At 62.4% G+C, this 14,376-nt stretch carries 17 protein-coding genes and 1 tRNA gene; 12 read left to right on the forward strand and 6 right to left on the reverse strand.

Going from position 1 to position 14,376, the window contains the following annotated elements; genetic code table 11:
• Positions 1 to 11: 11 nt before the first annotated feature.
• Entirely contained in the window at positions 12 to 1,079 is a 1,068-nt protein-coding gene (gene tsaD / locus MY494_RS04600) for a tRNA (adenosine(37)-N6)-threonylcarbamoyltransferase complex transferase subunit TsaD (protein ID WP_247911555.1), read from the reverse strand.
• Between the two features lie 65 nt (positions 1,080 to 1,144).
• On the opposite strand from tsaD, the gene MY494_RS04605 reads away from it, so the two are divergent.
• Together MY494_RS04605 and psaJ are read left to right on the forward strand one after the other, a co-directional pair.
• Positions 1,145 to 1,624: a Photosystem I reaction center subunit III gene (locus tag MY494_RS04605; RefSeq protein ID WP_247911955.1), complete on the forward strand. Its 480-nt coding sequence runs from the start codon at positions 1,145 to 1,147 to the stop codon at positions 1,622 to 1,624.
• Between the two features lie 38 nt (positions 1,625 to 1,662).
• Positions 1,663 to 1,779, forward strand: a complete 117-nt coding sequence (gene psaJ, locus MY494_RS04610; protein WP_010303754.1) for a photosystem I reaction center subunit IX — start codon at positions 1,663 to 1,665, stop codon at positions 1,777 to 1,779.
• 63 nt (positions 1,780 to 1,842) lie between these two features.
• On the opposite strand, the gene gmk is transcribed toward psaJ, so the two are convergent.
• Positions 1,843 to 2,412 carry a guanylate kinase gene (gene gmk / locus MY494_RS04615; protein WP_247911556.1) on the reverse strand — a complete coding sequence of 190 codons (570 nt, stop codon included), beginning with the start codon at positions 2,410 to 2,412 and terminating at the stop codon, positions 1,843 to 1,845.
• A gap of 59 nt (positions 2,413 to 2,471) precedes the next feature.
• Here gmk and MY494_RS04620 point away from each other — a divergent pair, with 59 nt between their 5' ends.
• Positions 2,472 to 4,190 carry an NFACT family protein gene (locus MY494_RS04620; RefSeq protein WP_247911557.1) on the forward strand — a complete coding sequence of 573 codons (1,719 nt, stop codon included), beginning with the start codon at positions 2,472 to 2,474 and terminating at the stop codon, positions 4,188 to 4,190.
• On the forward strand, positions 4,187 to 5,035 hold the full coding sequence (gene tatC, locus MY494_RS04625) for a twin-arginine translocase subunit TatC (RefSeq protein WP_371820679.1): 849 nt from the start codon (positions 4,187 to 4,189) through the stop codon (positions 5,033 to 5,035). Before MY494_RS04620 ends, tatC begins: the two co-directional genes overlap by 4 nt.
• A 1-nt stretch (position 5,036) precedes the next feature.
• Here the strand turns inward: tatC and MY494_RS04630 are convergent, their stop codons facing one another.
• Positions 5,037 to 5,405 (reverse strand): DUF3067 family protein, encoded by a 369-nt coding sequence (locus MY494_RS04630; protein ID WP_247911558.1) that lies wholly within the window; start codon positions 5,403 to 5,405, stop codon positions 5,037 to 5,039.
• Between the two features lie 98 nt (positions 5,406 to 5,503).
• Between MY494_RS04630 and petC the strand changes: the two genes are divergently transcribed.
• The 5 genes from petC (at position 5,504) to MY494_RS04655 (ending at position 8,774) form a co-directional block, all read left to right on the forward strand.
• Positions 5,504 to 6,052, forward strand: coding sequence for a cytochrome b6-f complex iron-sulfur subunit (petC, locus tag MY494_RS04635; RefSeq protein ID WP_247911559.1), 549 nt, complete (start codon positions 5,504 to 5,506; stop codon positions 6,050 to 6,052).
• Positions 6,053 to 6,090: 38 nt separating this feature from the next.
• Positions 6,091 to 7,023 carry a cytochrome f gene (gene petA, locus MY494_RS04640; protein WP_247911957.1) on the forward strand — a complete coding sequence of 311 codons (933 nt, stop codon included), beginning with the start codon at positions 6,091 to 6,093 and terminating at the stop codon, positions 7,021 to 7,023.
• Positions 7,023 to 7,877, forward strand: a complete 855-nt coding sequence (gene lgt, locus MY494_RS04645; RefSeq protein ID WP_247911560.1) for a prolipoprotein diacylglyceryl transferase — start codon at positions 7,023 to 7,025, stop codon at positions 7,875 to 7,877. The genes petA and lgt overlap by 1 nt, the downstream gene beginning before the upstream one ends.
• A 5-nt stretch (positions 7,878 to 7,882) precedes the next feature.
• Positions 7,883 to 8,647: a precorrin-4 C(11)-methyltransferase gene (cobM, locus tag MY494_RS04650; protein WP_371820710.1), complete on the forward strand. Its 765-nt coding sequence runs from the start codon at positions 7,883 to 7,885 to the stop codon at positions 8,645 to 8,647.
• A 55-nt stretch (positions 8,648 to 8,702) separates the two neighbouring features.
• Positions 8,703 to 8,774 (forward strand) — tRNA-Val (locus tag MY494_RS04655).
• 1 nt (position 8,775) lies between these two features.
• Here MY494_RS04655 and MY494_RS04660 read toward each other — a convergent pair.
• Positions 8,776 to 8,973 carry a hypothetical protein gene (locus MY494_RS04660; protein WP_247911562.1) on the reverse strand — a complete coding sequence of 66 codons (198 nt, stop codon included), beginning with the start codon at positions 8,971 to 8,973 and terminating at the stop codon, positions 8,776 to 8,778.
• 20 nt (positions 8,974 to 8,993) lie between these two features.
• Here MY494_RS04660 and psbA point away from each other — a divergent pair, with 20 nt between their 5' ends.
• Positions 8,994 to 10,073, forward strand: coding sequence for a photosystem II q(b) protein (psbA, locus tag MY494_RS04665; RefSeq protein WP_247909500.1), 1,080 nt, complete (start codon positions 8,994 to 8,996; stop codon positions 10,071 to 10,073).
• A gap of 119 nt (positions 10,074 to 10,192) precedes the next feature.
• Here psbA and MY494_RS04670 read toward each other — a convergent pair whose 3' ends face one another.
• Positions 10,193 to 11,785 carry a Ppx/GppA phosphatase family protein gene (locus MY494_RS04670; RefSeq protein ID WP_247911563.1) on the reverse strand — a complete coding sequence of 531 codons (1,593 nt, stop codon included), beginning with the start codon at positions 11,783 to 11,785 and terminating at the stop codon, positions 10,193 to 10,195.
• Positions 11,786 to 11,844: 59 nt separating this feature from the next.
• On the opposite strand from MY494_RS04670, the gene MY494_RS04675 reads away from it, so the two are divergent.
• Together MY494_RS04675 and MY494_RS04680 are read left to right on the forward strand one after the other, a co-directional pair.
• Complete coding sequence (locus tag MY494_RS04675) at positions 11,845 to 12,768, forward strand: 4-hydroxybenzoate polyprenyltransferase (RefSeq protein ID WP_247911958.1); 924 nt, start codon at positions 11,845 to 11,847, stop codon at positions 12,766 to 12,768.
• Positions 12,765 to 13,676 (forward strand): LD-carboxypeptidase, encoded by a 912-nt coding sequence (locus MY494_RS04680; protein WP_247911564.1) that lies wholly within the window; start codon positions 12,765 to 12,767, stop codon positions 13,674 to 13,676. The genes MY494_RS04675 and MY494_RS04680 overlap by 4 nt, the downstream gene beginning before the upstream one ends.
• Here the strand turns inward: MY494_RS04680 and ispD are convergent.
• Positions 13,673 to 14,350, reverse strand: a complete 678-nt coding sequence (ispD, locus tag MY494_RS04685) for a 2-C-methyl-D-erythritol 4-phosphate cytidylyltransferase (RefSeq protein WP_247911566.1) — start codon at positions 14,348 to 14,350, stop codon at positions 13,673 to 13,675. The genes MY494_RS04680 and ispD overlap by 4 nt on opposite strands.
• Positions 14,351 to 14,376 lie beyond the last annotated feature (26 nt).

Genomic DNA, 14,376 nt, shown 5'->3' on the forward strand with positions numbered 1-14,376 from the left:
GCCTACGAACCTCAGAAGGGTGGCTGGGGTTCGTAGAGAACCGGGGCCTCCTCAAGGGGTAAACGGGGGGTAACAGCCAGTCGGATCGAACTTTGACCGCCAGCACTGAAGCGCTGCGCCGCCGCGACGCCGATCATGGCCGCGTTATCCGTGCAATAGGCCAAAGGCGCAACCCGCCACTCCAGTTGAAGGGCCTGGCAACGCTCCTCCAGCCGAGCCCGCAAGCGACGATTGGCCGCGACACCACCGACCATCACGATGGTGGCCAAGCCCTGGTCGCGGGCGCAGCGGGTGGTGCGCTCCACCAGCACATCCGCCACCACCTGCTCAAAACTGGCCGCCACATCGGCCAAAGGGAACGGCTCCCCGCCAGCCGCCTCGTCCGCCCGCAACTGATTCACCAGACGCAGCACAGCTGTCTTCAGCCCGCTGAAACTGAAGTCATAGGGATGGAAGCCCCCCTGGGGCAGAGACACCCGGCCCTTCGGCAAGTTGAAACGCTTGGGATCACCACTGACCGCGGCAGCCTGGACGGCGGGGCCTCCGGGATACCCCAGACCAAGAAGCCGGGCCACCTTGTCAAAGGCCTCCCCTGCGGCGTCATCGCGGCTGCGGGCCAAACGGCAATAGGAGCCAGGACCATCCACACGAATCATCTCGGTGTGCCCGCCACTGACGAGCAAGACCAGATAAGGCCCTGGGGGCAAGGGTTCACCCAGTTGCACAGAGCAGAGGTGACCCTCGAGGTGATGGACACCCACAAAGGGTTTGCCATGGAGACGGGCCAAACTTCGCCCAGTCACCGATCCCACCAAGAGCGCACCGACCAAACCAGGAGCGGCGGTGGCCGCAATGGCATCGAGCTCGGAGTAGCCCACGCCGCTTTCAGCCATCACCTGTTCAATCAGATGGGGCAGGGCCTCGACATGGCGCCTGGATGCAATTTCGGGGACCACTCCACCCCAACGGGCGTGCTCCTCAATTTGTGTCGCTACAGCGCTTGCGAGGACCGTTTGATCACGCACAACAGCGGCTGCTGACTCGTCACAACTTGTTTCGAGGGCCAGCAACGTGGGCATCAGGTCTTGAGGACTCTCTTACTGTCCGTTTGTGACATCCTGCCGTGCAGCAGCTGGACCTGACGATGCGCCGCCTTTTTGCAGTTCTCATTTCTGCCCTGCTGATCTTCGGCTTCGCCCCCGTGGCGAAGGCTGATGTCGCAGGTCTGACCCCCTGCGCTGAAAGCGCACGCTTCCAATCCCGTGCCGCCGCCGCCTCCACCCCCCAGGCCAAGGCGCGCTTCGAGATGTACAGCCAGGCCTCCTGTGGCGCTGATGGCCTTCCCCACCTGATCGTGGATGGTCGCCTCAGCCACGCTGGTGACTTCATCATCCCCGGCATCGCCTTCCTCTACATCGCTGGTTGCATCGGCTGGGCCGGTCGCAACTACCTGATGGCGATCCGCGGCAGCAAGGATGCCGCCATGAAGGAAATCCAGATCGATCTGTCTCTGGCCTTCAAGAGCACCCTGGCTGCTGCCACCTGGCCCATCGCGGCTTTCGCTGAATTGAGCGGCGGCAAGCTGACCGAATCCGACGACAAGATCACCATTTCCCCTCGCTGATCGCGGCGGGTTACTTCCACTCTTTCAACGCTTTTCCGATGAAAAAGTTCCTGACCACTGCACCGGTCTTCGCCGCGATCTGGTTCACCGTCACTGCTGGCATCCTGATCGAATTCAACCGCTTCTACCCCGATCTCCTCTTCCACCCGATGTGATCGGCAGTCGCCAAAGAAAAGGCCCCGAAAGGGGCCTTTTTTGATGTCCACCCATCGGGCGCTTCAGCTGAGGCCCATCAACTGCTCCAGTTGCGTCAACGCTTCAGCCAACTCGCCATTGACGATCACGGCGTCAAATTCAGAGGCGGCCTGCAATTCCACCTTGGCCCGCTCCAAGCGCCTGGCAATGGCCTCCTCGCTATCGGTGCCCCGGCCGCGGATCCGGCGCTCCAGTTCCTCAAAGGACGGGGGCTCGATAAAGATCTGAAAGCCGCTGGGAAAGGTGCGGCGCACCTGACGAGCCCCTTCCAGCTCAATCTCGAGAAGGACCGGCCGGCCCGCTTGAAGCTGCTCTTCAACGGGCTCGCGAGGGGTGCCATAGCAGTTGCCGGCGAACTCAGCCCACTCGAGCAAGCCGCCCTGGGCCACCTTGGCCTCGAACTCAGATCGCTCCAGGAAGAAGTAGCTCGTGCCGTCGACTTCACCGCTGCGGGGGGCACGGGTTGTTGCTGAAATCGAGAGCCAGATGTCCGGATGACGCTCCAAGAGCGCACTGACCAGGGTCCCCTTGCCCACTCCACTGGGACCTGTGATCAGAAACAACCTGCCGCTGGAGGAGGGCTCTTCCGCCATTGGGACTCAACCATGGACCTGCAGAGTAAGAGTGCCTCCGCAGCGAACCCGCGCAGACCATGGCCGCCCAGCACCTCCAGGCCATGGATCTCACCAGCCTTCGCGCGGTCCTGGCTGAACTAAGACCGCAACTCGTTCCCAGTCGCTTTGAAAAAGCGCAGCAGGCTGACGGGCAAACCATCCATCTGGGGTTCCGCACGCTGGAGCGGCGGCTATGGATTGAGCTGAGCTGGCTTGCTGAAGCACCCCGGCTGCTGGAAATTCCAGCGCCGCCCAAACTGGGCGATGGCAGCACCCTGGCCCAACAGCTTCAACACGGACTCAGCGGTCTCGCTCTGACTGGACTCCGGCAAGAGGGATGGGAGCGGTTGGTGGAGCTGGAGTTCGCCCCCCGACCTGGAGAGCCTCCCCAACGGAGCCTGGTCTTGGAGTTGATGGGCCGCCACAGCAATTTGTTCTTGCTGGATCAAGACCGCAGGGTGGTGGCGGTGGCCAGGCAGGTCCGGGAGAGCCAATCGCGCCTGCGCCCCATCAGCACGGGCGACATCTACGTCCCCCCGCCGCCCATGGGCGGCCGTGGTCCCAGCCGCACGGAAAGCTTCGAGCACTGGAAAGGGGAGCTTCAACTACTCCCCCTCCCGCTCAAACGCGCCCTGCCGAGCGCCTATCAAGGCGTCAGCCCAGCCCTGGCGCGCCACTTGGTGGAGGGGCTCGCTGATGACCTGCTCAACCAACCCGCCCAGGAGCTCAGCGGGGCGAGCTGGCAACAGCTCTGGCAGCGCTGGCAGCAGTGGCTGGAAGCCCTAGAGGAGGAACGCTTTGGTTTCCGTCTGGACGAGGACGGGGGCTACTGCTGCTGGGCTGACGCCTCGAGCAACGCCCCATCCACCAGCCTCAACGCCCAACTGGCGTCGTACCACCACAGCCGGCTGCAAGCCAGGACCTTCAACCAGCGGCAACAGGCCCTCAAACAGCGGCTGGAGCGAGCCCTCGAGCGCGAACGCCAACAACAGCAGCACCAACAAGGGCTCCTGGATCAAGTCGAGAACAGCGATGGACTGCAGGAGCAGGCCGACACGCTGCTCTGCCAAGCCAACCCCAGCCGGGACACGATCAGTGAGGCGCAAAAGCTCTACAAAAAGGCCAGGCGCCTGCGGCGCTCCGTTGCCGCCATCACCCCCAGGCTGGCCCAGCACCAGCAACAGATCGAGCAGCTGGAAGGAAGCCTGACCTTCTTGGAGCTCATCCAACTCGAATACCAATGGAACCCCCAAAGCGGGCTCCAGCAACTGCAGGCCCTCGAGGAGGACAGCGAACGGCTCTGGCAGCGCCAACTCGGTAACCGCAAAGAACGCAGACGCCAGCAAGGGGATCCCACACCCTTGACCTTGAGCAGCCCGCGTGGCCTGACGATCCAGGTCGGACGCAACCACCGCCAAAACGAATGGATCAGCCTTCAGCAAGCCCGTAAAGGTGACCTCTGGTTTCACGCCCAGGAGTGTCCCGGTAGCCATGTGGTGCTGAAGAGTTCAGTCGCCCCGGCGGAGGACAGCGATCTCCAGGCGGCGGCCAGCCTGGCGGCCCACTTCAGCCGTGCCCGCGGCAATCGCCAAGTTGCGGTGGTCATGACCCCGTGTGAGCAGCTGCAACGGATCCCTGGAGCGGGTCCGGGAACCGTCAGGCACCGCGGAGGGGAAGTCCTCTGGGCCAATCCTGAGAGCGCTGACGCGCTACTGCGCGGAGAACCCCTTAGCCTCAACGGGGATCTAGAGCCATGAGCGATCAACCCCCGGGCCAAGGCGATCGCTCCACTTCGGACGGCACCCAAAGCCCTGCCGGGTTAGCGCCGCCTCCGCCCATCAAAATTCCTGCGGCCTCGCTTGAGACCGAGGCTGCTGAGACCCAAGAGGACTTCCCCTCCGAGGTGGAAATGACCCTGGTGGGCCACCTCGAGGAATTGCGTAGCCGCGTCCTGCGAAGCCTGCTTGCGGTAGTGATCGGGGCAGCGGCCTGCCTGCTCTTCGTGCGTCCGCTGGTGCGGATGCTGGAGGTGCCCGCCCATGGCATCCACTTTCTGCAGCTCGCCCCGGGGGAATTCCTGCTGGTCTCCTTAAAGGTGGCGGGATATGCGGGGCTCACCCTGGCGCTCCCCTACGTCCTCTACGAGGGCCTGGCCTTCGTTCTACCGGGACTGACCCGCAGAGAACAAAAGCTGGTGGCACCGGCGGTGGCCGGCTCAGCCGTGCTGTTTATGGCGGGACTGGCCTTTGCCTGGTGGGCGCTGGTTCCAGCCGCCCTGAACTTCCTGGTGAATTACGGAGCGGATGTTGTTGAACCGCTCTGGTCCATCGAGCGCTATCTCGACTTCGTGCTGCTCTTGATGGTGGCCACGGCCTTGGCGTTCCAGCTCCCAGTCCTGCAGATGCTGCTGGCAGCCCTGGGGCTGGTGCGTTCCGAAGCCATGCTCTCGGCCTGGCGGTTTGTGGTGATGGCTTCGGCTTTGGCTGGGGCCGTGCTGACGCCTTCAACGGACCCCATCACGATGCTGTTGCTGAGCGGAGCTATCACGGCCCTCTATTTCGTTGGCGTTGGGCTCGCTCGGGTCGTCCAGCGTCCTGCCTGATCTAAAGGAGAAACTCGCTAGCTCGGCCTTCGGGAAGCTCCAGCGGCAGAGTCATCGCCTTACCCAAGCGAGGTTTGTCGTGAGTGGTGGTGAGCCATTCACGAACCTGCCCTGCCACCCCCAGACCGTTCAAGGTGGCCACGAGCTCATCCAACTTGGCGACGTACTGGTCAGCATCCAGGGGAAAGGATTGCTGCTCCAGATAGGCCCACATCACCTGGAGGTAGAGACGGCCCCGACGGGAGGTCAGCTGCAGGTCATAGGAGGCCTGCCAACGGCTGCGGAGGGTCTCGAGGATCTCTGCGCTAGCCAGAGGAGCAGCTGGTGACTCAGTCACAGGAAGGCAGACAGACGAACCGCGCAACAGCATGTTGCAGGCTTCAACCACCTGCCTGCAGTTCGGGCCCGTTGTGGGAACGACAAGGTCCATAATGGCCCCCACGTCGTTGTGGCAGCCGGCCGCCCCGTATGACCCAAATTCCAGCGAGCGCCTCGAACAGTGATGTCCCCGGAATGGGTCGCCGGCAGTTCATGAACTTGCTGACCTTCGGCTCGGTGACCGGAGTTGCCCTTGGCGCCCTCTACCCGGTTGCCAACTACTTCATCCCCCCGAAGGCTGCAGGCTCCGGTGGTGGTACTGCCGCCAAAGACGAACTCGGCAACGCTGTCACCGCCAGCGGTTGGCTGAGCGAGCACCGCGAAGGTGACCGCAACCTGGTTCAGGGCCTCAAAGGCGATCCCACCTACCTGGTGGTCGAAGGCAGTGACGCCATTGGTAGCTACGGCATCAACGCCATCTGCACCCACCTGGGCTGCGTTGTGCCCTGGAACGCCGCGGCTGACAAATTCATGTGCCCCTGCCACGGCTCGCAGTACGACGCCACCGGCAAGGTGGTTCGCGGCCCCGCACCCCTCTCCTTGGCCCTGGCACACGTCTCGGTTGAAAACGACAACGTGTTCCTGAGCCAGTGGACCGAAACCGATTTCCGCACCGGCGAGAAGCCCTGGTGGGTCTGATCTCCTCCCCAACCGTTCCCCTCTCGCCAATACGCCCCATGCGTCGCTCCTTCTCCCTGCTGCTGAGTTCGGTTCTGGTTCTCGGCGCCCTGTTCTTTGCCCCACAGGCCAGCTGGGCTTATCCCTTCTGGGCTCAACAGCAATACGACTACCCACGGGAAGCCACCGGAAAACTGGCCTGCGCCAACTGCCACTTGGCGAAAAAGCCCACCCATGTCGAGCTGCCTCAGGCGGTTTTCCCCGATGAGGTGTTCAAAGTCGAGGTTGAAATCCCCTACGACACTGACGTCCAGCAGGTCTCTGGCGATGGCTCTCCCACAGGCCTGAACGTCGGTGCTGTCGTCATGCTCCCCGATGGTTTCCAACTGGCTCCCGCTGATCGCCTCAGCGACGAGCTCAAGGAAGAAACCGAAGGTGTCTATGTGACCACCTGGGATGAAGAGAATCCCAACATCCTGTTGGTGGGTCCTCTGCCCGGTGATGACCACCAGAAAATCGTCTTCCCGATCCTTTCCCCTGACCCCGCTGCCGACAGCAACATCCACTTCGGCAAGTTCCAGCTGCACGTAGGCGGCAACCGCGGCCGCGGTCAGGTGTATCCCACCGGTGAGAAGAGCAACAACAGCGTCTACAACGCTTCTGCCGCTGGCACCGTTGAATCCATCAACGCTGGTGACGCCGGAGCCTCAGTGGTGGTCATCAAAACCGCCGACGGCAACAGCGTGAGCGACACAATTCCCGCTGGTCCGACCGTGATCGCCCAGGTCGGTGATGTGGTGGCCGCTGGTGCTGCCCTGACCAACGATCCCAATGTCGGTGGTTTCGGACAGCTCGACGCTGAAGTCGTCCTGCAGAACCCCGTGCGCATCTACGGCTTGCTGGCCTTCTTCGCCGCCGTGGCCCTCGCCCAGATCATGCTGGTTCTCAAGAAGAGGCAAATCGAAAAGGTGCAGGCCGCCGAAGGCGTTTGATGTCCCTCGCTGTGTTTACCTCTCCGGGCCCCTTGCTCTTTCAGCTGGGGCCCTTTTCTTTGCGTTGGTACGGACTGCTGATCGCCATTGCGGTGCTCTGCGGCCTTGCTCTGGCCACACGTCTCGGCAAGGAAAGAGGGATCGATTCGACGCTGATTGCCGATCTCCTACCGCTGCTGGTCCTGGCGGCCGTGGTCGGAGCACGGATCTACTACGTCAGTTTTGAATGGCGTCAGTACCGCTTCAACTGGCTCGATGCCCTAGCGATCTGGCGTGGGGGAATCGCGATCCACGGCGCCCTCATCGGAGGGACCTTCGCGGTCATCCTCTACACCCGCTGGCGCAAGATTGCCTTCTGGAACCTGCTGGATGTCCTGTTGCCATCGGTAGCCCTGGGCCAGGCCATCGGGCGCTGGGGAAACTTCTTCAACTCCGAGGCCTTCGGTCTTCCAACTGACCTGCCTTGGAGATTGACCATCCCCTTTTCGAACCGGCCGGTTGAATTCATCGATCAATCGACCTTTCACCCCACCTTTCTCTACGAATCAATCTGGAACCTGGGGGTTCTGCTGCTGCTGCTCTGGCTGTTTCGAAAGGGGATCAACGGACAAATCAGGCTCCCTGCAGGCGCCTTGAGCTGCGTCTATCTCATTAGCTACAGCTGCGGCCGCCTCTGGATTGAAGGGTTACGCATCGATCCGCTCTGCCTGATGGGAACCCCGCCCTACTGCGCAGGTGGATTGCGGATGGCACAGCTGATCAGCTTGGCCTTGATCGCCCTTGGCGGCCTTGGCCTCTATTGGCTGTACGGCCGTAAGCGCCCCCTACCGGATCCAAGCGGAGTGACCCCATGAGCGAGATGAAGGGCAAAGTCTGGATCGTGGGAGCTGGCCCAGGCGCTCCCGATCTGCTGACCCTGCGGGCAGCGCGAACGATTGAGCAAGCCGAGGTCTTGATCTGGACCGATTCGCTGGTGAATCCGCAGCTGGCCAGCATGGCTCCTGAGAGCTGCGAGCGGATCCGCACAAGCACCCTGACCTTGGAAGAGGTGATGGGTGTGATGCTCGCCCGAGTCAAAGAAGGCAAGCGGGTCGTGCGACTCCACGATGGGGACACCTGCCTGTACAGCGCTCTCAACGAGCAGCTCTGCCGCTTGCTCGATGCCGAAGTGGAGGTGGAGGTCGTCCCCGGACTGAGCGCCTATCAAGCAACTGCCGCTCGGTTAAAAAGTGAGCTCACCATTCCGGGCCTGGTTCAGACGATCGTGATTGGCCGCGCTGGCGGTCGAACCGGAGTCCCTGAGACCGAAGCCCTTGAGCGACTGGCGTCATTGAAGGCTTCGCTCTGCCTGTATCTCAGCGCTCGCCACGTGGAGGAGGTTCAACGGGAACTGCTCCTGCACTACCCACCGGAGACCCCTGTGGCGATTGGCTATCGCGTCAGCTGGCCTGATGAGTGGATCAGCGTGGTTCCTCTGAAAGAGATGGATCGGGTCAGCCGTGAACGGGAGCTGATTCGAACCACCCTCTATGTGGTGAGCCCGGCGCTTGCTGCCCCTGGGGAGGCCCGATCCAAGCTCTATTCGTTGAGCCACAACCACTTGTTCCGCGGGGGTGCCGAGTAGCTCTGCCGCGCAGGCCATGATCTAAGCTCAGCTAGCGCGAGCGAAGAGCGCACGCGGGCGATTAGCACAGCGGTAGCGCACTTCCTTCACACGGAAGGGGTCACTGGTTCGAATCCAGTATCGCCCACTTATTTGATTCCCTTGGCCGGGCGCTTCTTTGCGTCCGGCTTTTTGATGGTCCAAGCCAGTAGCAACGGGTCATAAGCCTGGCTGATCGAGGTCATCAGCGGCTTAGATCCCAGAACGCCTTCGGTGCAGCGAAAAACGCCTAAAGTTTCATTGCTGGACATTTCCAGCTCTTCATAAACCGCCAAGCGCTCGCGCAAGGCATCTCTTACCCGTACTCATGACGACCACCATCCAGCAGCGCCAAGGCGCTTCTGCGTGGAACCAGTTCTGCGAGTGGGTCACCAGCACCGACAACCGCCTCTATGTGGGTTGGTTCGGCGTTCTGATGATTCCCTGCCTGCTGGCCGCCACCATCTGCTTCATCGTTGCCTTCGTGGCAGCACCCCCCGTCGACATCGACGGCATCCGTGAGCCTGTTGCCGGCTCCCTGATCTACGGCAACAACATCATCTCTGGCGCTGTCATCCCCAGCAGCAACGCCATTGGTCTGCACTTCTATCCCATCTGGGAAGCTGCCAGCCTCGACGAGTGGCTGTACAACGGCGGTCCTTTCCAGCTGGTTGTTTTCCACTTCCTCATCGGCATCTACGCCTACATGGGTCGTGAGTGGGAACTCTCCTACCGCCTCGGCATGCGCCCCTGGATCTGCGTTGCTTACAGCGCACCCGTGGCTGCTGCTTCCGCTGTGTTCCTGGTGTATCCCTTCGGTCAGGGCTCCTTCTCGGACGCCATGCCCCTCGGCATCTCCGGCACCTTCAACTACATGTTGGTGTTCCAGGCTGAGCACAACATCCTGATGCACCCCTTCCACATGCTTGGTGTGGCTGGTGTCTTCGGTGGTTCCCTGTTCTCCGCCATGCACGGCTCCCTGGTGACCTCCTCCCTGGTGCGTGAAACCACCGAGAGCGAGTCCCAGAACTACGGCTACAAGTTCGGCCAAGAGGAAGAGACCTACAACATCGTGGCTGCCCACGGTTACTTCGGTCGCCTGATCTTCCAATACGCCTCCTTCAACAACAGCCGCAGCCTGCACTTCTTCCTGGCTGCCTGGCCTGTGGTTGGCATCTGGTTCACCGCCCTGGGCGTGAGCACCATGGCGTTCAACCTGAACGGCTTCAACTTCAACCAGTCGATCCTGGATTCCCAGGGTCGTGTGCTGAACACCTGGGCTGACGTGCTGAACCGCGCCAACCTCGGTATGGAAGTGATGCACGAGCGCAACGCTCACAACTTCCCCCTCGACCTGGCTGCTGCTGAGTCCACTCCTGTGGCTCTGCAAGCTCCCGCCATCGGCTGAGGCTGAACCCAACCAACGATTCAGCTTCTTCTCGAACCTCGAGGACGGTTGAATCAGAAGCCCCCACCGAAAGGTGGGGGCTTTTTGTTGTTGGAACCCTGAATTTTGCGTGGAGATCCTTAGCTGACGCTCAAGGTCAAACCAACGGCCTCTTCGACATAGCTCTGGCAGGCCTGCAAACTCCAGCGCTCCAAGTTCAGGTCCACCTCTGCGGTGAGCGGCATGAGCTGGATCGCAAGGCCACCATCGCCATGGCCTTTCAGAACACAATCGGCAATCACCTTCTGGGGGCGACGATCCATCGCTACTGCCAGACGCAAGAGCAGAGCCATCGCGGACACCGTGCGGCGTTGGTCACGAGCTTCAATCAGCTGCCAGGACTCGTGGCGTTTTTTCGGCAGGGAGCGGCGGTGATAGCGAGCGATTGCAGCGACCATTAAATGCTCGCTTTGGGAATAGCCCAAGAGATCGCCGTGGCGAATCAAATACCAGGTGTGTTTGTGATACGCACCGACATTGATGTGCTGACCGCAGCTATGCAGCATCGCCGCGGCCCACAACAACTGACGCCCCAGACCATCGTCTTGATGCAGCAGGCCTTGGCTTTGGTCGTAGAGGCGAATCGCTAGGGAAGCGACCCGCTCGGCCCGGGGGACATCCACGCCATAGCGCTGGGCTTGATGCAACACCGTCCGTTGACGAATGCTGCTTTGAAAAGCAAAGCGATCAACGATCAAATCGTTGCGCAGCATCCAATCAACAATCAGGCCTTCTCTGAGGGCTCGTTCGCTGATCACTAATTCCTCAGCGCCGATCATCCCCATCGCCGTCTGCAGAATCAACGCGCCGGGGACGATGATTTCAGCCCGTCGTTCATTCAGCGCAGGGTGTGCCCTCCGCTCGGCCGGGGTCATCGCCAACAGGCGATCGACAATCTGATCCAGTTTTTGCCGGGAGACGCGGTAACCCTGCATTCGCAAGGGCGGACGTGAATCCTCCGCTGCCGCCATCGCCGCAACCGCCATGGCCGTTCCGCTGGTGGCGACCAACACCGGCTGATGACCCAAACGCTTGAGTCCTTCACGGACCTTCAGCACCGCAGGCTCAAGCGCCCCCTGGATAAAGGCCCGCAGGAAGGTGACCCGCTTGGCAGGCATCGGGTCGTCCTGAACGAAATCCCGCTGCAGACGGACTGCACCAATGCGGGTACTGGTCAGGGCGTGGGAGTCGGAGCCATCGGCAAGCACCAACTCGGTGGAGCCGCCCCCGATGTCGATGATCACGTGGGGCTGATCCCCAAAGGACATGCCCGAGAGCACGCCCAGATAAATCAAGCGAGCCTCTTCCGGACCGCTGACCAGGTCGACCGCCAGACCCAATTGCTCTTGGATCGACTGCAGGAACTCCCGGCCATTGGGTGCTTCACGAACCGCGCTGGTGGCGGCCGTGACGACATCCCCAGGGGCGACACCATGGCTAGCAGCTAGTTCACTGCAATGGCGAAGGGTCGTGAAGGCCCGCTCAATCGCTTCCGGGGAAAGGTCGCCGCTGACTGGATCACGCTCGCCCAGGCGAGTCGTTGATTTTTCAGTCAGGACCACCGAAAAGCTACGCAAGTCGGGATCGACGCTGGCGATCAACAGGTGGATCGAGTTGGTGCCGATGTCGATGCCTGCCACGGGGCGTAGGGCACCAATGCGGGGCTCACTCACAGTCCAATCTCTGGAGCTGAGCCACTTTGGCACTGCCCTTCAGCCCTAGGGTGCAAAGAATCTTTCCCCTGCTGAACGTGCCTGCCGACAGCAAGGGCCTTGGATCGTTGCTCCGGGCTTGGCTGGGTCTGCTGCGCTGGGACAAGCCCAGCGGACGGTTGATTTTGTTGATCCCCGCCGGATGGAGCCTGTGGCTTCAAGGCCAGAGCCCTCCCAGCATCAACTTGGTGGCGGCCATCGTGATCGGGGGCTTGGCCGTCAGTGGCGCCGGTTGTGTCGCCAATGACCTCTGGGATCGGCGGATCGATCCTCAGGTGGAGCGGACCCGCCAACGCCCCCTCGCCAGTGGGCAGATCGGTGTCATGGGAGCCGTGGTCCTACTGCTCATCTGTTTAATCGCCGCCTTAGCCGTGGTGCTTTGGGGCCTCCCTGCGGCCCACCGGACCCTGTGTCTGCAGCTGGCGATCGCGGCACTCCCTCCAGTGCTGCTGTACCCATCCGCTAAACGCTGGTTTGCCTACCCACAGGCGGTCCTGGCCCTCTGCTGGGGCTTTGCGGTTTTGATCCCCTGGGCCGCCGCCCGAGGCAGCCTCCAGGGAGGCTGGCCCCTGCTCTGTCTCTGGCTCGCAACCCTGCTCTGGACCTTCGGCTTTGACACGGTTTACGCCATGTCAGATCGGGAGGATGACCGCACTGTCGGGGTCCGCAGCAGCGCTCTGAGCCTGGGCGAGCGGGCCCCCCTGGCTGTGGCCCTTTGCTACGCAGGCGCTGGTGTTTTGTTAGCGATCGCCTCAGGCCTGCAGGGCGTTCAGCCCTTCTTCTGGCTGTTCTGGATCGTCGTTGTCCTCGGTCAGCTCAAGGAGGCCCTCGCGTTGCAGCAGCCGCAACTGCCGCGTTCGGCCTACGGCCGGCACTTCAAACACCAAGTGCTCCTGGGTGCGCTCTTGCTTCTCGGCCTGGTCGCTGGGCGGATCTGGGCATGAACGAGCGCCCCTGGCCCCAGCCGCTTCAGTCTGGGGATCGCGTTCAGCTTGCCGCCGCCAGTTCCGCCCTCCAGGGCGAGGCCATCAGCCGTCTGGAAGCGGGGATCGCCGTGCTTCAGCACTGGGGCCTCGAGGTCAGCAGCCATCACAACCTTGAGCGGCACTGGGGCTACTACGCCGGCACGGACCAGGAACGCCTGGCTGACCTGCAGGCCTGCGCTCCTTTGGTGGCGTGCATTCGAGGCGGCTGGGGCTCGGCTCGACTGCTGGAGCATCCGCTGATGGATGACCTGCTGGGGGCAGCCTCCTCCCACTGGCTGCTGGGCTTCTCCGATGTGACCTCCCTGCTCTGGGCCCGTCAGGCTGCAGGCATTCCAGGCGGCGTCCATGGACCGATGCTCACCACCTTGGGCGCAGAACCCGAGTGGAGCCAAGAGCGTCTGCGGGCCCTGCTCTTTGGGGAGCCTCTTCCTGCTCTGAAGGGGACGAGCTGGAGCGAAGGTCAGGCGAGGGGCCCCTGCCTGGTCGGCAATCTCACCGTGGCCACGCACCTGCTGGGCACACCCCACCTGCCGGAGCTGCGCGGAGCGATCTTGCTCCTCGAAGACGTCGGTGAGGCTCCCTATCGAATCGATCGGATGCTCTCCCACTGGCGCCTCAGTGGAGCCCTCCAGCAAGTCGCAGGCATTGGTTTTGGCAGCTTCAGCGACTGTGAGGCGGATGAGGAGGACGCCCGCGACCCCCAACGGTCCTTTGGTCTCAACGCAGTGCTGCAGGAGCGCTGCGGTGACCTCGGAATCCCAGTGATCGCCGACCTGCCGTTTGGTCATCGCTGCGGCAACGCCGCAATCCCCATCGGACGCATGGGGCATCTGGACGGGACGACGGGAGAGCTGCAGCTGCTCTAGCGGGACGAGAGAACCGCTTCAGCGATCGTCAGATCAAAGGGGGTGGTGATCTTGATGTTCGAGGGGGATGACTCCATCACCCGCACGGGCCATCCCAGGCGTTCAAACAATGAGGCGTCATCGGTCACGCTCCAACCTTCCTGTCGCGCCTGAGCATGGGCCTGGCGCAACTGCTCCACCGGAAAACCCTGGGGGGTTTGCGCGCCCCAGAGGACGGAGCGATCGGGGGTGTCCTGAATCACCCCATCGGCATCGACCCGCTTGATCGTGTCGGTCACCGGCGCCGCAGCAATGACGGCAGCACCGGAGTCGACCGCGGCGGAACAACGGTCAATCAAGGCTGGATCCACCAAGCAACGGGCGCCGTCATGGATCAACACCGAGCGGGCCTGCGAAGGCAGCGCCGCCAGGCCGTTGCAGACCGAATCTTGACGGGTGTCTCCTCCTTGAATCCACTGCACAGGCCGGTCGGGCTTCGCTGCTTTCACCAGGGCTTCAATGTCGGGACGGTCAATCTCTTGGCCCACCACGCCGATCCAGCGCACGCTGCTTGAGGCCAGAGCTGCGTCCAAGGTCCACGCCAAGACGGGCCGCCCACTGACCTCAAGCAGCAGCTTGTTGCGCTCCGCCCCCATCCGCCGACCGCTCCCGGCACAGGCAATCAGCAGATGCATGGCGCGCTCCTGAGGACTAAGTAATC

The organism is Synechococcus sp. A10-1-5-1, from assembly GCF_023115425.1.
Taxonomy (GTDB): Bacteria; Cyanobacteriota; Cyanobacteriia; order PCC-6307; family Cyanobiaceae; genus Vulcanococcus.